The sequence below is a fragment of the Streptomyces sp. HUAS ZL42 genome (genome assembly GCF_040782645.1).
GTDB lineage: Bacteria > Actinomycetota > Actinomycetes > Streptomycetales > Streptomycetaceae > Streptomyces.
In genome coordinates, this window is sequence record NZ_CP160403.1 from 1,855,699 (window position 1) to 1,878,988 (window position 23,290).

The following is a 23,290-nucleotide window of genomic DNA, read 5'->3' on the forward strand; positions in this document are numbered from 1 at the left end:
CTGACCTTGCGTTTATCCCAGGTCTTGACGTCATGCCCTTACGATGGCAGCGTGAAGGAAAGTTCACCGAAATACTCAGTACCCTGACTAATTGGCGGACCGGACGCTCGGACGATTTGGAGCTTCACGGATGGACAAGGTGGTCGCCACAGCCGCCGAGGCGGTGGCCGATGTACCGGACGGCGCGAGGCTCGCCGTCGGCGGCTTCGGGCTGAGCGGTGTGCCGAACGTGCTGATCCAGGCTCTGTACGAGCGGGGGGTCAGCGGGCCGGGCGTGGTCTCCGACAACTGTGGGGCGATGGAGTCGGTGCCGGCCATCGGCCACCCCCTGGGGGCCTCGGGTGCCCGGCTCGCCGGCACCGTCGCCCACCAGCTCGCCCGCAAGGGCAGCGGCACCGGCGTCGCCACCCTCTGCATCGGCGTGGGCCAGGGCCTCGCCCTCGTTCTCGAACGTTAGGACCCCCATGACTCTCACTCAGCACGACATCGACCAGGAGATCGCGGCCGAGCACGCCGCGTACGAGAAGCGGGTCGCGGACGGCGCCCCCGTCGAGCACCATCCGCGCCGCGACTACCAGCCGTACCGGTCCTCGGTGTTGCGCCACCCCAAGCAGCCGCCGATCGCCATCGACGTGACGAAGGACCCGGAGCTGGTGGAGCTGGCCTCCCCCGCCTTCGGCGAGCGGGACATCACCGGGATCGACAACGACCTCACCCGGCAGCACACGGGCGAGCCGATCGGCGAGCGCATCACCGTCTCCGGCCGTCTCCTGGACCGCAACGGGCGTCCGGTCCGTGGGCAGCTCATCGAGATCTGGCAGGCCAACTCGGCCGGCCGCTACGCCCACCAGCGCGAGCAGCACGACGCGCCGCTGGACCCGAACTTCACGGGCGTGGGCCGCACGCTGACGGACGACAACGGTCAGTACCACTTCACGACCATCCAGCCGGGCCCCTACCCCTGGCGCAACCACGTCAACGCCTGGCGTCCGGCCCACATCCACTTCTCGATGTTCGGCACTGCGTTCACACAGCGGCTGGTGACGCAGATGTACTTCCCCAGCGACCCGCTGTTCCCGTACGACCCGATCCTCCAGTCGGTGACGGACGACGACGCCCGGCAGCGGCTGGTCGCGACGTACGACCACAGCCTCTCCGTGCCGGAGTTCTCGATGGGCTACCACTGGGACATCGTGCTGGACGGACCGAACGCCACCTGGATCGAAGAAGGACGCTGACCTGCCATGACGAAGATCGACACGAACCGGCCGGAAGCCGTCCTGCCCACTCCCTCGCACACGGTGGGTCCCTTCTACGGATACGCGCTGCCCTTCCGCGGCGGCGAGGACATCGCGCCGCTCGGCCACCCGGACACGATCACGCTCCGCGGCTACATCCTCGACGGTGAGGGCAACCCGCTGCCCGACGCCTTCGTGGAGCTGTGGGGCGCGGACCCCGACGGCAACATCCCCCAGGTGGACGGCTCGATCCGGCGCGACCCGGCGAGCGGCGGCTATCTGGGCCGCAACGGCGTGGAGTTCACCGGCTGGGGCCGCATCCAGACGGACGCCGACGGCCACTGGTACGCACGGACGCTGCGGCCGGGTGCGCGGGGAGGGAGCGCGCCGTACATCAGCGTGTGCGTGTTCGCGCGGGGGCTGCTGGTGCACCTCTTCACCCGGATCTACCTGCCGGGCGACGAGGCGGCGCTCGCCGCCGACCCGCTGCTGGCCCGGCTCGAGCAGGACCGCCGCGACACGCTGATCGCGGTGGACGAGGGCAAGGGAACGTACCGTTTCGACATCCGCCTTCAGGGCGAAGGCGAGACGGTCTTCCTGGAGTTCCAGTGACTCCCCCACCCTTCGGGCGGGAGGTGCCCCCAGCCGAGTCCGACGCCGGCCTGCTCGCCCCCGGGTGGGCCGGCTCCCCCGCCGCGGCCGCGACCACCGACAGGGCCTACCTTCAGGCTCTGCTCGACGCGGAGGCGGCGCTGACCCGCGCCCAGGCCGCCCTGGACCTCGCCCCGAGCGAGGCGGCGACGGTGGTGACCGAGGCGGCCGACGCCGGCCGCTTCGACGTACGATCCCTCGCCGAGCGCTCCCGCGGCGGCGGCAACCCGGTCATCCCCCTGGTCGCCGACCTGACGAAGGCGGTCGGCGCCGAGCACGGCCCGTACGTTCACCGGGGCGCGACGAGCCAGGACATCATGGACACCGCGACCATGCTGGTCGCGGTGCGCACGCTGGACCTGGTCCTCGCCGACCTCGACCGGACACAGCGGGCGCTCGCCGGGCTGGCCGCCGGGCACCGCGACACCGTCATGCCGGGGCGGACACTCACCCAGCACGCCGTACCGACGACGTTCGGGCTGAAGGCGGCCGGGTGGCGGTCGCTGGTGCTCGACGCGCGGGACCGAGTGACGGCCGTACGAGGCGGTCTGCCCGCCCAACTCGGAGGCGCGGCTGGGACGTTGGCCGCCTTCACCGTGTACGGCACGCAGGACCCGCAGGCCCTCGTCGCCGCCTACGCCCGCGAACTCGGCCTGCGGGAACCCCTCCTGCCCTGGCACACCCTGCGCACCCCGATCGCCGACCTCGCCGGATGCCTGGCCTTCACCGCCGGGGCGCTCGGCAAGGTGGCGACGGACGTGCTAACGCTCTCCCGCACCGAGATCGCCGAGGTCGCCGAGGGCAGCGGTGGCGGTTCGTCGGCCATGCCGCACAAGGCGAACCCCGTACGGTCCACCCTGATCGCGGCCGCGGCACGACGTGCGCCGCAGCTCGCGGCCACGCTGTACGGGGCTCTGGCGGCGGAGGACGAGCGGCCGGCCGGTGCCTGGCACGCGGAGTGGGAGCCGCTGCGGGATCTGCTGCGGCTGGCCGGCGGGGCCGCCCGGGACGCCGCCGAACTGGCCGAGGGGCTCCAGGTCCGTCCGGACGTCATGCGCGAGCACCTGGGTCTCACCCACGGGCTGATCGTCTCCGAGCGGCTGTCCGCCGAACTGGCGGGTGTGCTCGGCCGCGCCCGCGCCAAGGCGCTCCTGACGGAGCTGGCCCGGCGCACCTACTCGGAGGGACGGAGTCTGGCCGAACTCCTCGCCGAGGAACCCGAGTTGAAGGACGCCGACCTCGACGAACTCACCGACCCGGCCCGTTATCGGGGCGCCGCCGCAATCCTCACCGACCGTGCTCTGGAGCGACGTTGACCGAGAAACTCCTCAACCACCGTGTCGAGGGGCCCGTTTCCGCTCCTCCGCTGCTGCTCGGGCCCTCGCTGGGCACCTCGTACGCCCTGTGGGACGAGATCGCGCCCGAGCTGTCGATCACCCACCGGGTGATCCGCTGGGACCTGCCCGGACACGGCGGCTCCGCGGCGGACCTGATCGGCCCCGGCGCCACCGTCGGCGACCTCGCCGAGCTGGTGCTCGCGCTCGCCGACTCGCTGGGCGTGGAGCGGTTCGCGTACGCCGGGGTGTCGCTGGGCGGAGCCGTCGGTCTGCATCTGGCCGTGCACCACCCGGAGCGCGTCGCGTCCCTGGCGGTCATCTGCTCCTCGGCCCACTTCAACGGCTCGAAGCCGTGGGAGGAGCGGGCCGCCCTGGTGCGGAGCGAGGGGCTTGCCTCGCTCGTGGAGAGTGCCGATGCCCGGTGGTTCACCCCCGGATTCACCGTGCCGGCACTGGTCCGGGACCAGGGGAACGCCGACCCGGACGCGTACGCCGCCTGCTGTGACGCCCTTGCCGCATTCGACCTGCGGGAGCGGCTGGGCGAGATCGCCGCGCCCACGCTGCTGATCGCCGGACGCCAGGACGTGGCCACTCCCCCGCCCCATCTGCGGGAGATCGCGGACGCCGTCCCCGGCGCCGCGCTCGTCGAGATCCCGGGCGCCGCGCACCTGGCGCCCGCGCAGTGCCCGGAGGCCGTGCTCACCGCGCTGCGCGCCCACTTCGACGGCGGCGCCAAGCGGGGCATGGACGTGCGACGGGAGGTGCTCGGCGACGCGCACGTGGATCGCGCGCAGGCCCGGCAGACACCCTTCACCGCACGCTTCCAGGACTTCATCTCGCGCTACGCCTGGGGCGAGATCTGGACCGACCCGACGCTGAGCCGCCGCGAGCGCAGCATGATCACACTGACCGCTCTGGTCGCGCACGGCCACTACGACGAGCTGGCCATGCATGTGCGGGCGGCGCGGCGCAACGGGCTGACGCCGGAGGAGATCGGCGCCGTACTGCTGCAGACGGCCGTGTACTGTGGTGTCCCGGCGGCGAACTCGGCGTTCGCGACCGCTCAGCGGGTGCTGGCGGAAGAAGAAGAGTGACCCTGCCCGTCGTAGGTTCGGTGGCACCTCGCACATACCGTGGCCGCGTGCCTACGGTGGAGGCATGTCGACCATCCTGATCACCGGTGCCACCTCCGGTCTCGGCCGGTACGTCGCCTTCGAGCTGGTCCGCTCCGGTCATGTCGTCCTCGCCCACGGCCGCGATCCGGTGCGTACGGAGCAGCTGGTCGAGGAGCTGCGTACCGAGGGTGACGCCGAGGGGTTCGTCGCCGATCTGGCCTCGCTGGCGCAGGTGCGCGAGCTGGGCGCGCATGTCGCCGACGCACATCCCGACCTCGATGTGCTGGTCAACAACGCGGGCGTGGGCTCCGGTCCGCGCGGGGCGGCCCGCCAGGTGAGCGTCGACGGGCATGAACTGCGGCTGGCGGTGAACTACTTGGCGCCGGTCGCACTCACCCGCGCCCTGCTCCCGGTGCTGCGGGCGAACACGCCCGCGCGGATCGTCAACGTGGGCTCGGCAGGTCAGGAACCCCTCGACCCGGACGATCCCGGGTTCACCCGAGGTTACGACGGTTTCGCGGCGTACTGCCGCAGCAAGTTCGCGCTCGCGACCCATACCTTCACTCTCGCCGAGGAGTTGTCGGGCACCGGCGTCTCGGTGAACGTGCTGCATCCGGCGACCTTCATGGACACGGCGATGGTCCGGGAGGGCGGCGTCACGCCGTGGAGCACCGTCGCCGACGGCGCGCCGGGCGTGCTGGCGCTGGCCACCCGCGACCTGGGCACGGGCGGCTACTTCGACGGGACGCGTCCGGCGCGGGCGCACGAGGAAACGTACGACCCCGAAGCGCGCAAGCGGCTGGCGGCGGTGACCGACCAGCTGCTCGGCGGCTGACCCGCCGCGGTCAGCGACCCGTCTCCAGCGTCCGCAGCGCCTCCCGCGCCTGCGCCACCAGCCCGTCCGCGCCGCACGAACGCGCCAGGGTCAGGCCCCGGTTGAGCTCGGCCGCCGAGCGGGCCGCGATGCCGTACTCGACGCGGGCCGCCGCATGTTCGTACTGGCAGGGCGAGGACTCCAGGTAGGTGACCGCCTGGGCCGCGAGCCGCACCGCGCGCTGTCCGGTCTCCAGGAAAGCGGCGCAGCGCAGGGCCTCGCCGATGGCAGTGTCCGTGCCCAGCCGCTCGGCGTGGCGGCGGACGTCGGCGGCGAGCCGGGCGGCCCGGGCCGGGTCCTCCGTGGCGAGGGCCCTGGCCAGGTCGACGGCCCAGGGGACGAGCACCGGGTTGTGGTGGCCGCGGGCGGCCGCCGCCTTCTCGGCGGCCTCCAGCTCGTTGACGGCGTCCTTGGTGCGGCCGACGGCCAGCAACAGCCGGCCGCGCACGGAGCGGGGGTCGGGCAGCACGATGGTGGACGGGTACGGCGGTGCGAAGCCGTACTGCTCGGCGACCTGCCATGCCTCGTCGACCTGGCCGCGGGCGAGCAGCGTGTCGACCAGGTTGCAGGTCGCGGACCAGTACAGGGGCAGACCGCGGCCGACGCGCTCGGCGAGGCGCAGCGACTCGCGCAGGGTCTCCTCCGCCTCCCTGAGCCGGCCCCGGCGACGGTGGCCGAGGCCGAGGTATGCGTGGGCGATCGCGAGGTGGCCGCCGCTCCAGCCGGCGGACTCGTAGGCGCGCAGGGCTTCGTTGAAGAGGCTGTCGGCGCGGTCGAGGCGGTCGGTGTAGGTGTACGCGCTGGCCAGCATCATCAGCAGTTCGATGCCCCACTCGGTGTCGGTCCAGCCGAGTCCGGGGGCGAGGCGGCCGTTGACGAGGGAGCGGTCGCACAGTTCGACGACCTCCTCGGCGTTCTCGCCGTGGGTCATGGCGTCGAAGCCGCGCAGGATGAGCAGGGCGCGCTCGGAGTTGTCCCGCCCGGTGCACGTGCGGGCGAGTTCGGCGAGGCTCTCGGAGCGGCCGGGTGAGACGGCCTCGGAGGCGTGGATGCCCTCCCACATGTACTGCACGGCCTGCAGGCGCAGCCTGGCAGGCCCCGGCGCCTGCCGGGCGGCCTCCGCCTCCACCATGCGGACGGCCTCCTCCAGTTGGTCGTTGTGCAGGAGGGCCTGGGAGAGGCGGTAGACGGCGTCGACGCGCTCATCCCCGTCGAGGCCCGGCATGGCGAGCGCGGTCCGCAGGTGGCCGATGGTCGTCGCAGGCGCGGTGAGCAGGGTGGCGCAGCCGAGTTCGTAGAGCACGCGCGCGTGGACCTCGGGCAGGGGCGGCTCGAGCAGGGCCCGTTCGAGGCAGCGGCGGGCCGCGTCGGGCGCGCCGACGGCGAGGTGCTCGCGGGCGGCTTCGCGTAACTGCTCGACGAGTTCCTCGTCGTCGTCCGGGTGGACCTGCAGGAGGTGGCGGGAGGCGGCCGCGCCACCGCGGCCGGAGTCGGCGACGACCTGGGCGGCGATGCCGTGCATGGCGGTGCGCAGGGCGTCCGGGATGGAGTTGTAGACGGCACTCGCGATCAGCGGGTGGACGAACTCCAGCTCGCCGTCGTCCGCCTGGCCGCTCGCCGGGTCGGGCTCGGTGAGGATGCGGGCGGTGCGCAGGAGCTCGGCGCAGCGGGCGGCGTCGTCGCGGCTCATGCCGGCGAGCCTGGCCACCTGGTGGACGGAGATCTCGGCTCCGAGGATCGCGGCGGCCCAGGCGAAGCGGGTGGCGTCGATGCCGAGTTCCTCCAGGCGGGCGACGAGGCCACCGCCGCGGGCCGCGCGGTTCAGGGGGCGCAGTTCGACGGCCGAGGACTCGGCCGGTTCCAGTTCGCTGTCCTGCACCTTGGCGAGGAGTTCGACGGTCTCGTACGGGTTGCCGCCGGTGACGGCCCAGACCTCGCGGCAGAACGGGGCGTCGGCCTGCTCTCCCAGGGTGCCGCGGGTGAGCCCGGCGACCGCGTCCGGGGTCAGCGCACTGAGTGTGGTGACGGGGCCGGCCGTGGCGGCGACCGCGTCCAGCAGGCGGGCGCTCTCGCCGCCGGCCTCACCGGGCCTGCGCGCGACGACGACCAGCACGGACAGGTCGTCGAGGCGCTCGGCGAAGGCGGCGAGCCAGCGCAGCGTCTCCTGGTCCGCCCAGTGCGCGTCGTCGACGAGCAGGACGAGCGGCCAGTCACGCCTGGCCAGCCTGCGTACGGCGGCGACCAGACCGTCGCACACGCCCTGCGGGTCGGCCTGGCGCTCCCCCGGGTCCGTGATACCGAGTGCGGGGCCCGCGATGTCGTACCAGTCACCGAGGTACTCGCGGGCCTCCTCGGGCATCAGCGACACCAGGGCGGGCTGGAGCAACTGCCGTACGACGTTGAAGGGAACGGACTTGAGCGTCTCGCCGCCGCGCGCGGACCACACCGTGCAGCCGCGTCGTTCGGCCCTGTGGCGGATCTCGGTCAGCAGGGCGGTCTTGCCGAGGCCGGACTCGCCCCGGAACACCAGCAGGCTGCCCGCGGACGACCGGTCGGCGCACAGGACGTCGATCGCCCTCTCGACGGCGGCGACTTCCTCGTCGCGCTCCCACAGGGAGGCCGAGGAGGCCGCCATGGGCCGCACCTCCGTCATCCCGCTACCTCCCCGAGTCGCCCGAATGACGTGCAGACCTCGAGCGTAGCCCTCCGTGAGCCGAAGCGGAGGGCGGTCCGGGGAGCTGTTGCCGGGACGGGTGAAGGAGGATCACGGGGACGACGCGGGGAGCCCGCGGTGGGCCTGGAGGAGCGTCAACTTCGATTGCCGGCCGGGGAATTGACGGCAGTCCCAGGCCGGGGTGGGTGACGGAGGAGGTCGGCTGCCGGTGGGGGCGGGCATGGCGGGGGTGAACTGCGGGCGGGGCCCGTCGGGTGCCCGGAGCGGAAGCGGGGAGGACGAGGAGCAGGCTGGACTCAAGCCCGTTGCCTCTCCCAGAGCTCACGCCCTGTCAGCCACCGAGCACGCCTGCCTCGGCACGTCCGCCACCACCGACCGCGCGGCCCGAGCACGTTGCGGGCATCCGCACGCGCCCTGAGAACCTCGCCCCCGACCGAGCGCCCGGGGCACTCGACGGGCTGCCACCGAGGCGCCGACGCGGCACGCCGGAGACCGGGCCTCGCCCGGTGGTGGCCGGCGGTGGGGGTCGAACCGGCCTCTCCTCCCGCCCACTCGATCCGCCCCTCGGCGGAGCCCACCCCGCTTTCGCGATCCCCTCTCATCCCCTTTTCACCGACGCCTCATACGGTGGGGGCATGACGCAGGTGACTCCTCCCGGGTGGTACCCCGACCCCGGGCAGACGAATGACGGTCCCGCCACCGAGCGCTGGTGGGACGGTAGGGCATGGACGGAGCAGACCCGCCCCGCCGGGTCGGCCGATGTATGGGGTCCCCCGGAGCAGGCGCCGACCGGCGGAGCGTTTCCGGCATACCCGGGGTATCCGGGATACCCGGCACACCCCGGCCATCCTCCGGCCCCCGCCCGGCGGCGGGGGCTGCACATCGGTATCGCCGTCGCCGCGGCGGTGGCGGTCCTCGCGAGCATCGGTGTCGGCGTGTACGCGCTGACGAAGGACGACGGCGGAGGCAACGACCCGGGCTCCGCGCAGGGCCCGGGGGGCCAGGGCGGCCCCGGCGGTCAGGACGGCGGCGGACAGGGTGGCCCGTTCGGCGATTCGGGCGGTGGCTCCGGCAGTGAGTCGCCGGAGCCCGGCCGTTCCGAGGCGCCGAAGATCGAGAGCGGCTCGGTGACCGACGCGATCAGCGGGATCAGCATTCCCATCCCGGACGGCTGGTACGGCCAGGAGATCACCGCCGGAGCACAGGTCAGCTCGAACGACACCTACAAGTGCCCCGGCGACACGTCGAAGACCTGCACGAAGGGCGGTGCGTACTCCGTGCCCGCCCAGTTGCTCGGCACCAAGGGCACCACGGCCGAGGAGATCGCCAAGGCGGACATCGCCGCCAACGCCGAGGAGTCCTACGGCGGCACCACCTACGGCAAGATCACCTCGCACCAGGTGCTGGCCTCCAAGGCGGTGACCGTGGCCGGGCAGAAGGGCTATCTGGTCCGCTGGAAGGCGATCACGAGCAAGGGTGCGGACGGCTATGTCGAGTCGCTCGTCTTCCCCTCGCCCGCAAACTCCAAGCGGTTGGTCGTGGTCCGTTTCGGTCTCGACGCCGACCAGAAGGTGTCCGTCATCGACGACATCACCAAGGGAATCAAGGTGTCGACGGGCAGCGGCAACGGGCAGAACGTCTGATCCGAAACCCCGGGACACCGGTCGGCCGGATGGGGCGCCTCTCCGCTCAAGAGGAACCCCACCCGGCCGGGGGGGTGCGCGCCGCCCCCGTCCCCACGGTGCGGCGCGGGCAGGTCACCGTCCGGTCATCCCACGGACGGCGGCCTGGGTCTCAGCCGAGTCCGAGTGCCGGGAGCACGGCGGCCTCCACGAACCTGACGAGGTAGTCCGGATCGGCGTACTCCCCGTCCAGGACGGGACGGGCCCGCACGACGCCGAACATCTGGCAGGGGACGTACTCCAGTGCCGGATGGTCTGCGGCGATCTCGCCGCGTTCGACGCCGCGCCGCAGGATCTCCCGCAGCGCGTCGATCTCGGGGTCGATGAGCGCCTCGCGCAGCGCCTGCGCGAGCTCCACGTCCTGGTGGACCGCGTGCCCGAGTGCCTGCATCAGTTGGGTGTCGGTCTCCGACCACCGGCCCACGGCGCGTGCGGCCTCGCGCAGGTCCTCCGCGAGCGATCCGGTGTCGATGCCGACGAGGCGCGAGCGGCGGCGGGAGCGCAGGGCGGCCACCACGAACTGGGGCTTGGTCTTCCACTGCCGGTAGAGAGTGGACTTGCTGCAGCGCGTGCTGGCCGCGACGCCCTCCATGGTGACGGCCTCGTATCCGCACTCGCGGATCTGCTCGATGACGGCGTCGAAGAACTCCTGCTCACGCTCGGCCGTGATCTTGGAGCGGCGCGAGGCGGTGGCCGTCTCCGGCCCGTCCGCGGCCTGCGACGTCATCTGCTCTTCTCCCTCACTTCGATCACTTCGACGGTCGTTTATTCCCCAGGTCCAGTGTGTCGTACGTCAATCGATACGCCAGTGTACCGGAACGCCGACGTATCGATACACTGGCGTATCGGAACGCTTTCGTTTCGGCACGGACGCGTACCGATGAGTTCGGGGTGCCGCCCGGGTCTCATCACGTACCACCACGCAAGAGGTCAGCGAAGGGGCCGGGGATGTATGGGCGCACAGTGTCTGCGGAAGTGGAGTCGGAAGCCGTAGGGCGGCCGCCGCTCGTCCGCGAGTTCCTGCTTGTCGCAGGGCTCTTCCTCGTCTACAAGCTCGGCCGGCAACTGGCGACGGGCCACACCGGCGAGGCCTTCCACAACGCGCACCGTGTGTGGGACTTCGAACGCGCGGTCCGGCTGCCCGGCGAGGGCGCGGTGCAGTCGGTGCTGCTGCACGGCGACACCCTCGCGCACATCGCGAACACCTACTACGCGACCGTCCACTTCCCGGCCACCGTGGCCTTCCTGGTCTGGCTGTACCTGCGGCGCCCGGCCCACTACGTCTGGGCCCGCCGGGTCCTCGCCGCGGTCACCGCCGCCGCCCTGGTGGTGCACCTCGTCTTCCCACTCGCCCCGCCTCGGATGCTCGCGGCGACGGGGCTGGTCGACACCGCTCGTCTGTACGGACCCTCGGTGTACGGCCCGCCGCAGAGCGACCACGTGTCGAACCAGTTCGCGGCGATGCCGTCGCTGCACTTCGGCTGGGCGCTGATGGTGGCGATCGGCCTGATCGTGGCGACCCGGTCGAGGTGGCGGTGGCTGTGGCTACTGCATCCGCTGCTGACAATGCTGGTGATCGTGGGCACGGCGAACCACTACTGGCTCGACGCGATCGTGGCGACGGCCCTGCTCGGCCTCGCTCTCGCGGTGATCCACGCACCGAGGCGCACGGTGACGACGGCGGGACGCGGCACGCAGAAGCTCGTACCGGCGAGGCAGAAGGCGCTCGACGAGCAGGCCCTCGACGAGCAGGCACTCGTGGGAGCGGGCCGATGAGCGCCGTCCTCGTCGCCGTCGTCCTGTCGCTGTTCTCCGCGGTCGCCTACGCGGCGGCGGCCGTCGCCCAGGAACGGCTGGCCTCACGGTCCTCCGGCACCGGAACCCTGCGGCTGCTGGGCAGCGTCGCGTGGTGGGGGTCGGTGACGCTCAACGCGTCGGCCGCGCTGCTGCACGTCGTGGCCCTCAACTACGGTCCGCTCACCGTCGTACAGCCGCTCGGCGCGCTCACCCTGGTCGCGGCGGTGCCCATGGGCGCGCGGGTCGCGGGCCGGCGGGTCACGGCGGCCGAGTGGCGGGGCACCGCGTACACGCTGGCCGGTCTCGCCGCGATTCTCGTCACGGCGTCCGGGTCCGCGCCCGACGAGGTGCTGAGCGTGCCCGAGGCACTGGCGGTGGCCGGTGTCACGGCGGCGCTCATCGGTCTGCTGGCACGGCCCGGAACCCGGCCGGGGCTGCGGCACGCGACGGCGTCCGGGTCCGCCTCCGGTGTCGCGTCGGCGCTCACCCAGACGGTGACGGTGGCCGCGACCGATCGCTCGGGCCCGTTGCTCAGCTGGCAGGTGGTGGGGGTGGCGCTGCTGGTGGCGGCCTTCGCGGCGGGCGGACTGCTGCTGTCGCAGACCGCCTACCGGGGCGGGCTCGGCGCGCCGCTCGCGGTGGTGACGCTGGCGAACCCGCTCGCCGCCGCGGTGATCGGCCTCACGCTGCTGGGCGAGGGGCTGCAGGGCGGGGCGGCGGGCGTGCTCCTCGCGCTGGCGGGGGCGGGGCTGGCGTCGTGGGGAGTGGTGCTGCTGTCCCGGGCCACGCCCGATCCGGCGCCGCACGAGGAACACCCGGTGGCCGCCGTCCTGGCCCTGGAGCCCGGATCGGCCTCGGTCGAACCGGCGTTGCTGCCCCGGCCGGCGTCCGAACCGGGGCATCTCACTCCACTGTGACGGGCGTCAGCCGATCCCGCGCGCGTCCTGCTTGAGCGCCGTGTCGACGGTGAGGGCCGTCGCGACGACCAGGCTCAGCAGCGGCTCGGGCAACTGGTAGTGGATCTGCAGGACATAGTTGTCCGCGGTCGTGAACATCGTCTTGGCGAGGCCCTCCCAGGTCTTGGTGATCCGGGCGACCTCGTTCTCCGCGTGGTCGACGATCGCGAAGTTCCACGCACGCCAGTTCTCGGCCTTGATGGCGCCGATCTGCCGGCCGCCCGCGTTGATCGAGAAATTGATCTTCCCGAAGACGTTCTGCTGGACGATCTCGCCGACCGGCTGTCCGTCCGGACGCTCCACGATCACACGGGACTTGAATATCTTCGCCGGCCGGGTGAGCAGCAACACCGGCTGACCGTGGGCGTCGCGGATCTCCAGCTTGTGCGTCATGTACTGGTCGATGCTGGCGACGAAGCGCAGGATCTTCTTCAGCGCGCTCTGCCCGACCTGGACGACCGAGCCGATCTGGTTGCCGTTCTGATCCATGACCTTGTACTCGTTGGTCAGCTCGATCAGCTTGGCCTTCTGGTTCACCACCAGGACCGGCTCACTGAACAGCGTGCCCCCGCCGGGGCCGCTCGGGGCGACCCCGGCCTGCTGCTGCACCTGCCGCTGGACGCGCGGGTCCGGGCCCGCGGCCTGCTGCGGTACCTGCTGGGCAGCCTGGGCCTGCTGCTCCGGGCTGGTGTGCTGGGTCCACTGGGCGCCGTCCCAGTAGCGCAGGGTCTGGGGCGCACCGTGCGGATCCGGGTACCAACCTGCAGGTGTGTTCGAATGCGTGGTCACCGGGGCACACTACCCCGAGCCCACCGGGAGCCGACCAGTCCCTCGATACGGCGGACTTCAGGCTCTTACTCCGTGATGACCGCGGGATCGCTCACACCGGGGCGCCCGTTCTCCACATGTCCGGCGAATCGCCGCAGGAAGGCCGGGTCGGTGTCGGACGTGACGCTCAGGTCGTACCAGCGCCTGCTCGTCGCGAGGTCGAAGGTGTGCCGCACGGTGGCGCCGGCCCGCATGGTGAAGGCCACGGCCGGTGCGCCGTAGCCGCTCACGACCTTCAGATGCACCGTGCTGTAGCCCCTGTTGGTGAAGGTGAGCTCGATGTCGTCGCCGCGGTGCCGTGCGGTGACCTCGGGCCCGGCGGCCTTGTTGGACCCCTTGAAGGCGCGCAGGAAGCCGTTCGGGCCGTGCACGGTCAGGTCGTAGAAGCCGTTCGAGTACGCCGAGTTCCAGGCGTCGGAGACGGTCTTTCCGGCCTCGGTCGTGTAACTCCAGGGGCCGTCGGTGCGGTTGCCGGAGGTCACCAGGAAGGCCGCGCCGGCCTTCGCGCCGGATGCGAAGGTGAGCGCGAACTTGCCGGCGGCGATGTCGATCGCACCGTCCACGTACGGCGTGTACTTGAGCGGACGGGCGGGCCGCAGTCCGCGCTCCTGCTTGGGCAGGACGGGGTTGGCGGGCGGGGTCGGCACGTAGTCCGGGTGGCGGTCGTGGTCCGGGGGCTCGTAACCGTCGGTGTCCGGCAGGGCGACCGGGCGGGTGTCCCTGCGGGAGAAGTCGAACGCCGAGGTCAGGTCGCCGACGACGGCCCGCCGCCAGGGCGAGATGTTGGGCTCTCGCACACCGAAGCGGCGCTCGACGAACCGGAGGATCGAGGTGTGGTCGAGGGTCTCGGAGCAGACGTAACCGCCCTTGCTCCAGGGCGAGACGACGAGCATGGGCACACGCTGGCCGAGGCCGTACGGACCGGCGACATGGCCGCTGTCGCCCTTGAACAGGTCCGGGCCGACGTCGACCGTGGACCTGCCCTGCGCGGCGGAGGCCGGCGGGAAGGGCGGGACCAGGTGGTCGAAGAAGCCGTCGTTCTCGTCGTACGTGATGAACAGGGCCGTCTTCGCCCACACCTCCGGCGCGGAGGTGAGCGCGTCGAGGGCCTTCGCGATGTACCAGGCGCCGTAGTTGGCGGGCCAGTTGGGGTGCTCGGTGAAGGCCTCGGGGGCGACGATCCAGGAGACCTGAGGCAGCTTGCCCCCCTTGACGTCGGCCTTGAGCCGGTCGAAGAATCCCTCGCCCTTGCGGGCGTCGGTGCCGGTGCGGGCCTTGTCGTACAGGGGGTCGCCGGGCTGGGCGTTCTGGTACTGCTTGAAGTAGAGGAGCGAGTTGTCGCCGTAGTTGCCGCGGTAGGCGTCCGCGATCCAGCCCCAGCTGCCCTTCGCGTCGAGGCCGTCGCCGACGTCCTGGTAGATCTTCCAGGAGATGCCGGCCTTCTCCAGGCGCTCGGGGTAGGTCGTCCAGCTGTAGCCGACCTCGTCGTTGCCGAGGACGGGACCGCCGCCCTGGCCGTCGTTGCCCGTGTAACCCGTCCACATGTAGTAGCGGTTGGGGTCGGTCGAGCCGATGAACGAGCAGTGGTAGGCGTCGCAGATGGTGAAGGCGTCGGCGAGCGCGTAGTGGAAGGGGATGTCCTCGCGGGTCAGGTACGCCATCGTCGTGGAGCCCTTGGAGGGCACCCACTTGTCGTACTTGCCGCCGTTGAAGGCGGCGTGTCCGTCGTTCCAGCCGTGCGGGAGGTCCTGGATGAACGCCAGGCCCAGGTCGTCGGCGTCCGGGTGGAAGGGGAGGACGTCCTTCGTGCCGTCCGGCTGGTGCCAGACGGACTTGCCGTTCTGCAGGGTCACCGGGCGCGGGTCACCGAAGCCGCGGACGCCCCTCAGCTTGCCGAAGTAGTGGTCGAACGAACGGTTCTCCTGCATCAGGACGACAATGTGCTCGACGTCCTCGATCGACCCGGTGCGATGGTTCGCGGGCAGGGCGGCGGCGCGCTGGATGCTGTTCGACAGTGCGGTGAACGCCGTGGTGGCGCCCGCGACTTGGAGGAATCTGCGCCGGTTGACTTCGGACATGACTGAGGGACCTCTCCCCTGGAGGATGTTCGACCGGCCGGACGTGACGGAATGCGCGCGCTTGGAGTGTTCCAGGAGCATCAAACGTCAGGGAAGGGTCCGGTGGCGCCCGCGTGAAAGTCGCCGATACGCGAGATGAGGGGCGGCCCAAGAACTCGCCAAGGGCCATGAGGTGAGCTCATCCACGGCGTGGATGACCCGGATACGGGATTCGGATCGCGCAGAGGATGGCGACCGGGCGCCCGACGACCCATAGTCGTCCCTACCGCACGCCGCTGTCCGGACCAGCCGCCGGCGCGCGACCGTCCTCAGCATGCCGTGCGCCGCCCCAGGCGCCCGAGAAAGGCATGCCCGCTCCCGTACGCCGTCCCCTGGAGTAGCCATGCCCGGTTCCGTTCCACCGCCGTCTCCCGCCGTGCTCGACGACACGGCTGCGTCACCCATGGCCGTCTCGGGTCCGGCCCATCTGGTGCGCGTGAGCCTGCTGATGGCGGGCAGCTGTCTGCCGATCCTCGGGGCGGTGCTGATCGCCCCGGTGCTGCCGAAGATGCAGGACCACTTCGCATCGGTCCCGGGGGCCAAGGCGCTGGTTCCCCTCGCACTGACCGTGCCGGCGCTGTCGCTGGCGCTGCTGGCCCCGTTCGCCGGGGTGATCGTGGACCGGCTGGGCCGCAAGCGCCTGCTGATCGTGGCGACCGTTCTGTACGCCGTGTTCGGCACGGCGCCGCTCTGGCTGGAGTCGCTGGGCGCGATCATCGCGAGCCGCGCCCTGGTCGGTGTCACCGAGGCCGCGATCATGACGTGCTGCACCACCCTGATCGGCGACTACTACAGCGGTCACCGGCGCGTGAAGTACCTCGCCCTGCAGACCATGTGCGCCTCCGCGTCGGCCACCGTCTTCTTCGTGCTCGGCGGCGCCGCGGGATCGGCGGGCTGGCGCGTGCCGTTCTTCGTGTACGCCGTGAGCCTGGTGCTGGCGCCGCTGATGGCCGCCGCGCTGCCCAACCCCGCGGCACGCGTGGCCGACGAGGAGGCTTCGGTCGCCGGGGCCCGGCGTCCGTTCCCCTGGCGGCAGTTGGCCGGTATCTGCGCCCTTACGTTCTTCGGGGCGATGGTCTTCTACACCGTGCCGGTCGAGATGTCGTACCTGCTCGACGACCTCGGGGTGAAGAACTCCGGCGTGATCGGTCTGGCCACCGCGATCGCCAGTGCGGCCACGGTGGGCGGGGCGATCGCCTTCGCCCGGCTGAAGCGCTCGCCCGACCCGATGCTGCCCGCGGTTCTCGCGGTCTGCGCGGTCGGGTTCGGGGTGATGTTCCTCGCGGGCAACGCGCCGTCGCTGGTCGTGGGAGCGGTGATCAACTGCGTGGGTACGGGCATGCTGCTGCCGGCCCTGCTGACGAGCGCGATGGGCCGGCTGGCGTTCGAGGACCGGGGCCGCGGCACGGGGCTGTGGACGGCTGCCTTCTTCGGCGGGGAGTTCGTCTGCCCGCTCGTGCTGCTCGCAGGCGAGTCGGCGGTGGGCAGTCTGGCCGGTGCGGTGGGGGTGCTCGGGCTCGCTGCGGCTGTGGTTGCGGCGGGGCTCCGGGCCGCTGCCCGGCGTCGGGCGGGGGCCGTCGATCCACGGCCGCTGCCGGAACAGTTGACCTGAGGACCCGGGTGCGCCGCACCGGCTGCGGAGCGACCTCCCACGGCGACGCTCACGGGCTCTCCCCCGTGAGCGTCGCCCCCACCTCCGCCGCCTTCTGCCGCAGCCAGATGTGGGCCGCGTCCTGGGTGTGGACCGGGTGCCACCACATCGCCTCCTGAACCGGTACCGCCTCGAAGGGGCAGGGCAGGACGCGTACCGCGGCGGAGCGCACCGCTCTGCGGGCCAGGCGCTCCTGGATCATCGCCACCCGGCGGGTGCCCTCGACCATGTGTGGCAGCAGCTGGAAGGTCTGCACGGAGACCTCCACCCGGGGGCTGATGCCGAGCATGCTGAGCTGGCGGGCGGCCGGGGCGTCGTAGGGGCGCTGGTACACGGCCCAGGGCAGGGCGGCCAACTGGTCGAGGGTCAGCGCGTCGCCGACCTCGGGGTGGTCTTCGGCGATCATGCACAGCCAGCTGTCCGAGAACAGGTCGACGGCGGGGAAGCCGTCGATGACGCCGTGCGGCATCAGCAGTCCGTCGACCGTGCTCAGCAGGGCGGCGGTGTTCTCCTCGACCAAGGGTGTCGGGTGCTGGAAGGTGAGCCGGATGCCGGGCGCCTCCTGGTGCAGGGCGCGGGCGAGCGCGGCGCCGAAGGCGGCCGCGCCGTAGTCCGAGGCGAGCAGCGTGAACTCGCGGGTCTCGGCGGCCGGGTCGAACTCGGCCTGGCTGGAGAAGACCCTTTCCAGCAGGTCGCATGCGGTGGCGCTGCGGTCCCGCAGGGCGACGCCGAGCGGCGTCAGTTCGTAGCTGTTGCCGGTGCGGGCGAGCAATTCGTCGTCGAAATGGCGGCGCAGCCGGGACAGTGCCGCGCTCATCGCGGGCTGGCTCAGTCCTACGCGCTCGCCGGCCCGCGTGACGTTGCGCTCCTCCAGCAGCGCACGCAGGGCGACGACCAGATTGAGGTCGAGTCGGGACAGGTTCACCAGGCACCACCCAATCAAGCGAGGACCATCCACGCCATGGATCCGGCACATCCACAGGATTGATTTCCGTGATCCGGCGATGGGGGCCAGAGTAGACCGCATCCCAGCAGGAGGACATCTCATGGCAACACTCGCGCAACCTGCCGGCCCGTTCGCGCTCGGCACGTTCTCGCTTTCGGACGGAGAGCCCTTCCCCGGCCTCCTGGCCCAGGACCGGGTCCTCGACCTGAGCAAGACCCTGGACCGGGCACCGTCCGGAGTGCGTGCCGTGGTGGAGCGGTGGGAGGAGACCCTCCCCGTCCTGCGTGCCCTGGCGCAGGACGACACGGTCGACTGGCGGCCGCTGGAGGGCCTGCGGGTGCATGCCCCGCTGGAGCCGCGGCAGATCTTCCAGTCCGGCGCCAACTACCGCCAGCACGTGATCGACCTCGAGGTGGCCCACCGCGCCCCCGACGACCCGCGCACCGTCGAGGAGGCCCGCGCGGAGATCGCCGCGATCATGGACCGCAGGGCCGCCGAGGACCTGCCGTACGTGTTCATCGGCCTGCCCAGCACCGTCGCCGGCCCGTACGACGACGTGGTGCTCCCCGCATGGGCCGAAAAGCCGGACTGGGAGCTGGAGCTGGCGGCCGTCATCGCCAAGCCCGCCTACCGGGTCTCCGTCGAGGAGGCCCTGGAGTACGTCGCCGGCTACACGATCGCCAACGACCTCACCGATCGCGCCACCGTCTTCCGGCGGGACATGCCCGCCATCGGCACCGACTGGCTGCGCTGCAAGAACGCCCCCGGCTTCACCCCGCTCGGCCCGTGGCTCGTGCCGGCCGAGTCCATCGCGGACCCCGGTGACCTGCGGGTCACACTGAAACTGAACGGCGAGACCATGCAGGACGAGTCGACCAAGGACATGCTCTTCGGCGTCGCGCGGCTGGTGTCGTACATCTCCCAGACCTCCCGGCTGCTGCCCGGCGACCTGGTGCTGACCGGCAGCCCGGCCGGCAACGGCATCCACTGGGGGCGGCTGCTGCGCGACGGCGACGTCATGGAGGGCTCGATCACCGGTCTGGGCGTGCAGCGCACCCGCTGCGTGGAGGAGAAGCCATGAGCCCGGACCGCCACGACCCGGAAGGCGCGATCACCGAGGCCGCCAAGGCGTACTCCAACTGGGGGCGCTGGGGCGAGGACGACGTGCTCGGCACGCTGAACTTCCTCGACGAGGCCAAGCGCCGCGAAGGCGCGGCGCTCGTCCGCCGGGGAGTCAGCTTCTCCCTCTCGCAGTCCTTCGACATGAACGGTCCGCAGAAGGGCTGGCGTCGGCGCACCAACCCCGTGCACACCATGCTCGACACCGGCACCGACGCCGCCCTGGGCAACCAGGGCTTCCCACACGGCATCGGCGGCGCGGACGACGTGATCGCGATGCCGCTGCAGTGCTCCACCCAGTGGGACGGCCTCGGGCACATCTTCGACCACGGCAGGGCCTGGAACGGACGGGCGGCCGAGAAGGTCGTCACCTCCGACGGCGACCTCGTCACCGGCATCGAGCACATGGCACCGCACGTCGCCGGGCGCGGGGTGCTTCTGGACGTCGGCCAAGTCATCGGCACTGGCGGTGAGTTGCCCGACGGGTTCCCGATCACCGAGGAACACCTGACCGCGACCGCCGAGGCCCACGGGGTGACCGTCGGCCGCGGCGACATCGTCCTCGTCCGCACCGGCCGGCTCGCCCGCGCCCGGCGCGACGGCTGGGGCGACTACGCGGGCGGGCCCGCGCCGGGTCTGTCGTTCACCACCGCCGGCTGGCTGCACGGCACCGAGATCGCCGCGATCGCCACCGACACCTGGGGCTTCGAGGTACGGCCCAACGAGTTCGAGAACGCCTTCCAGCCGCTGCACCAGGTCGTCATCCCCAACATGGGCCTGCTGATCGGCGAGATGTGGGACCTCGACGCCCTCGCGGCCGACTGCGCGACCGACGGTGTGTACGAGTTCTGGCTCACCGCCGCGCCGCTGCCGATCACCGGAGCTGTCGGCTCCCCCGTCAACCCCATCGCCGTCAAGTAACACGCTCGGCCGCCGGATGCGCCCTTCCCCAACAGCAGCGGCGCATCCGGCCCGCACCCCCGTCCCCACCCCGGCCCGCGCTCCCCAGCGGGCGAGCCGCACCCCCGCCGCCCGAAGTCGCGCGGCCCAACCCCGGGAGGTATCCCCGACATGGCTGGCAGCCCAACCCTCCCCCACTCTCGACCTCGCTCGAGCGGGGGGACCCACAGCGTCCTCGTCATCGGCGGGGGCGCCTCCGGCAGCGCCGTCACCATCCTGCTGCGCCGCGCCGGCGTCACGGTGGACCTGATCGAGGCCAGGCCCGACTGGAACGCCACCACCGGCTCCGGTATCACCCTCCAGGGCAACGCCCTGCGCGTCCTGCGCGAACTGGGCGTGTGGGAACAGGTGAAAGCCTCCGGATACGCCTTCGGCTCGCTGGGCGTGACCGCCCCCGACGGCACCGTCCTCTTCGTGGCCGAGGACATCCAGACCGGCGGCGAGGACCTGCCCGCCACCCTCGGTATGCAGCGCCCGCAGCTGCAGCGGATCCTCATCGACGCGGTCCGCGCCTCCGGCGCCTCCGTCCGCCTGGGCACCACCGTCGACACCCTGGAACAGGACGCCGACGGCGTCTCGGTCCGCTTCAGCGACGGTACCGAGGGCCGTTACGACCTCGTCGTCGCCGCCGACGGCCTGAACTCCGCCACCCGCTCCGCGATCGGCATCACCGACAAACCCGAGCCGACCGGCATGGCGATCTGGCGCGTCGCCGCGCCTCGCCCCGAGGGCGTGACCCGCACGGACCTGGCGTACGGCGGCCCGGCCTACATCGCGGGCTACTGCCCCACCAGCGAGAACACCATCTACGCGTACGTCGTCGAGGGCAACCGCGACCGCACCTCCATCGACCCGGCCACGTACGCGGACGAGATGCACCGGCTCGCCCAGGGCTACGGCGGTTTCTGGCCCGAGATCACCAAGCACATCGACGACCCGGCGAAGGTCAACTACACGTGGTTCGACCGGCACCTGGTGGAGGGCCCCTGGCACCGCGGCCGGGTCGTGCTCGTCGGGGACGCCGCCCACTGCTGCCCGCCCACCTTCGCCCAGGGCGCAGCCATGTCCCTGGAGGACGCCTCCGTACTCGTCGAGCTGCTCACCACCCGGGACGACTGGGACGACCGGCTCCTCACCGACTACCACGCCCGACGGCTGCCCCGGGTACGCATGGTCGTCGACGCCTCCGTCCAGCTCGGCCAGTGGCTGCTCGACGGGGTGCGCGACGCGGACGTACCCGGACTGGTGGGCCGCACCATGAACGCGCTGAAGGAACTCCCGTGACCGAGCCCCGCCCGACACCGACGATCGACGTCCACGCCCACCTCCTGATCCCGGAGGTCGAGGAGGCCGTCGCCGGTCACCCCGGCCTCGCCGAGGCCCGCACCCTCGACGCCCGCCGCAACGGTCCGGCGGCCCTGGCCGTGAACGGTCCCATGGTCGCCGGGCGCGTACCGCTGCTGACGGACGTCGCCCTGCGCCTGACGGCCATGGACGCGGCCGGCGTGGATGTGCAGCTGGTGAGTCCCTCGCCGTCGCACTACCACTACTGGGCCGGTCCCCAACTCGCCGAGAAGATCTGCCGGTTGGCCAACGAGAGCACCGCCGCCCACTGTGCGAAGGCTCCCGACCGGCTGTACGGCCTCGGCCTGGTCCCGCTCCAGCACCCCGAGCTCGCCGTGGCACTGCTCGACCACGCGCTGGACCAGGGGCTGAAGGGCGTGGAGATCTCCTCGCACGCACCCGGCCGCGAGCTGTCGGATCCCACGTACGAACCCCTCTGGTCCCGGGCCGAGGAGACGGGCGCCCTCCTCTTCCTGCACCCGTTCGGCTGCACGCTCGACGAGCGCCTGGACCAGTGGTACCTGTCCAACACCGTCGGCCAGCCCACCGAGAACGCGGTCGCCCTCTCCCACCTGATCTTCTCCGGCGTCCTGGACCGCCATCCGGGCCTGAAGCTCATCGCGGCGCACGGCGGAGGCTACCTGCCCACCCACCTCGGCAGGTCCGACCACGCCTGGCGGGTCCGCCCCGACGCCCGGACCTGCTCACGGAAGCCGAGCAGCTATCTGCGGCAGCTGTACTTCGACTCTCTCGTCCACGACCCCCACATACTGCGGGAGCTGCTGCGAGCCGCAGGCCCGCAGCGGGTCCTGCTGGGCTCCGACTTCCCCTTCGACATGGGCACGGACGACCCGCTGGGCGCGCTGAGCGCGGCGGACCTGCCCGACCACGACTTCCACTCCGTCCGCGGCGGAAACGCAGCCGCCCTGCTCAACCTCGTCTGAGGAGGAACCCCATGGGCAACCGCCTGCTCACCCACCTCCGGCACGTCGACCTCGCCGTGCCGGACTACGACAAGCAGCTCGACTTCTACGCCGGCGTGTGGGGCCTGACCAAGGTCGCCGAGGACTCCGGCATCTCCTTCCTGGCCGCCGAGGGCTCCCCCGAGCAGTACGTCGTACGGCTGCGCAAGGCCGACGAGAAGCGCCTCGACCTGGTCTCCTACGGCGCGGCCTCAGCGGCCGACGTGGACACCCTCGCCGAGCAACTCCTCGCCGGCGGGGTGCAGTTGATCTCGCAGCCGGGCAAGGCCGACACGCCCGGCGGCGGCTACGGCTTCCGCTTCTTCGACGTCGACGGCCGTACCGTCGAGGTCTCCGCCGACGTGGCGGTCAGGCAGCACCGCAAGATCGAGGAGAAGGAGTCGATCCCGGTCAAGCTGTCGCACGTCGTCCTGAACTCGCCGGACCTCGACAGGACCCGCGAGTGGTACGAGCGCCACCTGGGCTTCCGCCTCTCCGACACACTGAGCTCGCCGCACATGGGCGAGGTCATGCACTTCATGCGGATCAGCAACCAGCACCACTCCATGGCCATCGCGCGCGGCCCGCACACCTCGCTGCACCACGTCTCCTTCGAGATGCGCGGCCTGGACGAGTACATGCGCGGTTCCGGCCGCGTGATGCGGGCCGGGTTCCGCAAGATCTGGGGGCCGGGCCGGCACATGGCCGGCGACAACACCTTCACCTACTTCCTGGACCCGCACGGCAACACCGTCGAGTACACGACGGAGCTCGAGGTGCTCGACGAGGACACCTGGCACCCCCACGTCTACGACTTCTCCCAGCCCGAGGTCACCGACCAGTGGGGCACCGCCAACCCCATGAACGAACTCGTGGCGAAGGAGTCCTTCAACGACCCCGACCGCGGCTGCTTCGTGGCCCCGCCGGTCTGATCGAGCAACACCCCCGGACACCCGGGGGCGCGACCACTCCCTGTCACTGCCCTGACCGCCGGCCGCGCCCCCGGGACCACGCGCTCGTGCCCGCCCTTCCGCCGACA

At 71.7% G+C, this 23,290-nt stretch carries 20 protein-coding genes; 15 read left to right on the forward strand and 5 right to left on the reverse strand.

All coding sequences use genetic code 11. The features are described 5' to 3' along the window. The first annotated feature begins 130 nt into the window (after nucleotides 1-130). From ABZO29_RS08685 to ABZO29_RS08710, 6 genes are all read left to right on the forward strand, one after another. Nucleotides 131-457 (forward strand): CoA-transferase, encoded by a 327-nt coding sequence (locus ABZO29_RS08685; RefSeq protein ID WP_367319563.1) that lies wholly within the window; start codon nucleotides 131-133, stop codon nucleotides 455-457. Between the two features lie 7 nt (nucleotides 458-464). Then, nucleotides 465-1,238 carry a protocatechuate 3,4-dioxygenase subunit beta gene (gene pcaH / locus ABZO29_RS08690; protein ID WP_367319564.1) on the forward strand — a complete coding sequence of 258 codons (774 nt, stop codon included), beginning with the start codon at nucleotides 465-467 and terminating at the stop codon, nucleotides 1,236-1,238. 6 nt (nucleotides 1,239-1,244) lie between these two features. Further along, complete coding sequence (pcaG, locus tag ABZO29_RS08695) at nucleotides 1,245-1,850, forward strand: protocatechuate 3,4-dioxygenase subunit alpha (RefSeq protein ID WP_367319565.1); 606 nt, start codon at nucleotides 1,245-1,247, stop codon at nucleotides 1,848-1,850. A gap of 23 nt (nucleotides 1,851-1,873) precedes the next feature. After that, nucleotides 1,874-3,205, forward strand: coding sequence for a 3-carboxy-cis,cis-muconate cycloisomerase (gene pcaB / locus ABZO29_RS08700; RefSeq protein WP_367326082.1), 1,332 nt, complete (start codon nucleotides 1,874-1,876; stop codon nucleotides 3,203-3,205). Continuing rightward, entirely contained in the window at nucleotides 3,202-4,320 is a 1,119-nt protein-coding gene (gene pcaD / locus ABZO29_RS08705) for a 3-oxoadipate enol-lactonase (protein ID WP_367319566.1), read from the forward strand. The genes pcaB and pcaD overlap by 4 nt, the downstream gene beginning before the upstream one ends. Nucleotides 4,321-4,384: 64 nt before the next feature. After that, complete coding sequence (locus ABZO29_RS08710) at nucleotides 4,385-5,176, forward strand: SDR family NAD(P)-dependent oxidoreductase (RefSeq protein WP_367319567.1); 792 nt, start codon at nucleotides 4,385-4,387, stop codon at nucleotides 5,174-5,176. A 10-nt stretch (nucleotides 5,177-5,186) separates the two neighbouring features. On the opposite strand, the gene ABZO29_RS08715 is transcribed toward ABZO29_RS08710, so the two are convergent. Next, complete coding sequence (locus ABZO29_RS08715; protein WP_367319568.1) at nucleotides 5,187-7,868, reverse strand: AAA family ATPase; 2,682 nt, start codon at nucleotides 7,866-7,868, stop codon at nucleotides 5,187-5,189. Nucleotides 7,869-8,524: 656 nt separating this feature from the next. Between ABZO29_RS08715 and ABZO29_RS08720 the strand changes: the two genes are divergently transcribed. After that, nucleotides 8,525-9,532: a DUF2510 domain-containing protein gene (locus ABZO29_RS08720; RefSeq protein WP_367319569.1), complete on the forward strand. Its 1,008-nt coding sequence runs from the start codon at nucleotides 8,525-8,527 to the stop codon at nucleotides 9,530-9,532. Nucleotides 9,533-9,683: 151 nt separating this feature from the next. On the opposite strand, the gene ABZO29_RS08725 is transcribed toward ABZO29_RS08720, so the two are convergent. Next, nucleotides 9,684-10,298 carry a TetR/AcrR family transcriptional regulator C-terminal ligand-binding domain-containing protein gene (locus tag ABZO29_RS08725; RefSeq protein ID WP_367319570.1) on the reverse strand — a complete coding sequence of 205 codons (615 nt, stop codon included), beginning with the start codon at nucleotides 10,296-10,298 and terminating at the stop codon, nucleotides 9,684-9,686. 221 nt (nucleotides 10,299-10,519) lie between these two features. Between ABZO29_RS08725 and ABZO29_RS08730 the strand changes: the two genes are divergently transcribed. Both ABZO29_RS08730 and ABZO29_RS08735 read left to right on the forward strand, forming a co-directional pair. Further along, complete coding sequence (locus tag ABZO29_RS08730; RefSeq protein WP_367319571.1) at nucleotides 10,520-11,347, forward strand: phosphatase PAP2 family protein; 828 nt, start codon at nucleotides 10,520-10,522, stop codon at nucleotides 11,345-11,347. Next, the gene (locus ABZO29_RS08735; RefSeq protein WP_367319572.1) at nucleotides 11,344-12,285 is read left to right on the forward strand and encodes a hypothetical protein; all 942 of its coding nucleotides are present in this window, start codon (nucleotides 11,344-11,346) and stop codon (nucleotides 12,283-12,285) included. Before ABZO29_RS08730 ends, ABZO29_RS08735 begins: the two co-directional genes overlap by 4 nt. Before the next feature lie 6 nt (nucleotides 12,286-12,291). On the opposite strand, the gene ABZO29_RS08740 is transcribed toward ABZO29_RS08735, so the two are convergent. Together ABZO29_RS08740 and ABZO29_RS08745 are read right to left on the reverse strand one after the other, a co-directional pair. Next, nucleotides 12,292-13,113 carry a phospholipid scramblase-related protein gene (locus ABZO29_RS08740; protein ID WP_367319573.1) on the reverse strand — a complete coding sequence of 274 codons (822 nt, stop codon included), beginning with the start codon at nucleotides 13,111-13,113 and terminating at the stop codon, nucleotides 12,292-12,294. Nucleotides 13,114-13,178: 65 nt separating this feature from the next. Continuing rightward, complete coding sequence (locus ABZO29_RS08745) at nucleotides 13,179-15,230, reverse strand: phosphocholine-specific phospholipase C (RefSeq protein WP_367319574.1); 2,052 nt, start codon at nucleotides 15,228-15,230, stop codon at nucleotides 13,179-13,181. Nucleotides 15,231-15,612: 382 nt separating this feature from the next. On the opposite strand from ABZO29_RS08745, the gene ABZO29_RS08750 reads away from it, so the two are divergent. After that, nucleotides 15,613-16,881, forward strand: coding sequence for an MFS transporter (locus ABZO29_RS08750; protein WP_367319575.1), 1,269 nt, complete (start codon nucleotides 15,613-15,615; stop codon nucleotides 16,879-16,881). Nucleotides 16,882-16,930: 49 nt separating this feature from the next. On the opposite strand, the gene ABZO29_RS08755 is transcribed toward ABZO29_RS08750, so the two are convergent. Beyond that, nucleotides 16,931-17,845: a LysR family transcriptional regulator gene (locus ABZO29_RS08755; protein ID WP_367319576.1), complete on the reverse strand. Its 915-nt coding sequence runs from the start codon at nucleotides 17,843-17,845 to the stop codon at nucleotides 16,931-16,933. 121 nt (nucleotides 17,846-17,966) lie between these two features. Between ABZO29_RS08755 and ABZO29_RS08760 the strand changes: the two genes are divergently transcribed. From ABZO29_RS08760 to ABZO29_RS08780, 5 genes are all read left to right on the forward strand, one after another. Further along, the gene (locus ABZO29_RS08760) at nucleotides 17,967-18,947 is read left to right on the forward strand and encodes a fumarylacetoacetate hydrolase family protein (protein WP_367319577.1); all 981 of its coding nucleotides are present in this window, start codon (nucleotides 17,967-17,969) and stop codon (nucleotides 18,945-18,947) included. Next, a complete protein-coding gene (locus ABZO29_RS08765; protein ID WP_367319578.1) occupies nucleotides 18,944-19,906 on the forward strand; it encodes a cyclase family protein in 963 nt (320 codons plus the stop codon). The genes ABZO29_RS08760 and ABZO29_RS08765 overlap by 4 nt, the downstream gene beginning before the upstream one ends. A gap of 150 nt (nucleotides 19,907-20,056) precedes the next feature. Continuing rightward, on the forward strand, nucleotides 20,057-21,229 hold the full coding sequence (locus ABZO29_RS08770; RefSeq protein ID WP_367319579.1) for an FAD-dependent oxidoreductase: 1,173 nt from the start codon (nucleotides 20,057-20,059) through the stop codon (nucleotides 21,227-21,229). Beyond that, nucleotides 21,226-22,233 carry an amidohydrolase family protein gene (locus tag ABZO29_RS08775; RefSeq protein ID WP_367319580.1) on the forward strand — a complete coding sequence of 336 codons (1,008 nt, stop codon included), beginning with the start codon at nucleotides 21,226-21,228 and terminating at the stop codon, nucleotides 22,231-22,233. The genes ABZO29_RS08770 and ABZO29_RS08775 overlap by 4 nt, the downstream gene beginning before the upstream one ends. Before the next feature lie 11 nt (nucleotides 22,234-22,244). Next, nucleotides 22,245-23,183 carry a VOC family protein gene (locus ABZO29_RS08780; protein WP_367319581.1) on the forward strand — a complete coding sequence of 313 codons (939 nt, stop codon included), beginning with the start codon at nucleotides 22,245-22,247 and terminating at the stop codon, nucleotides 23,181-23,183. Nucleotides 23,184-23,290 lie beyond the last annotated feature (107 nt).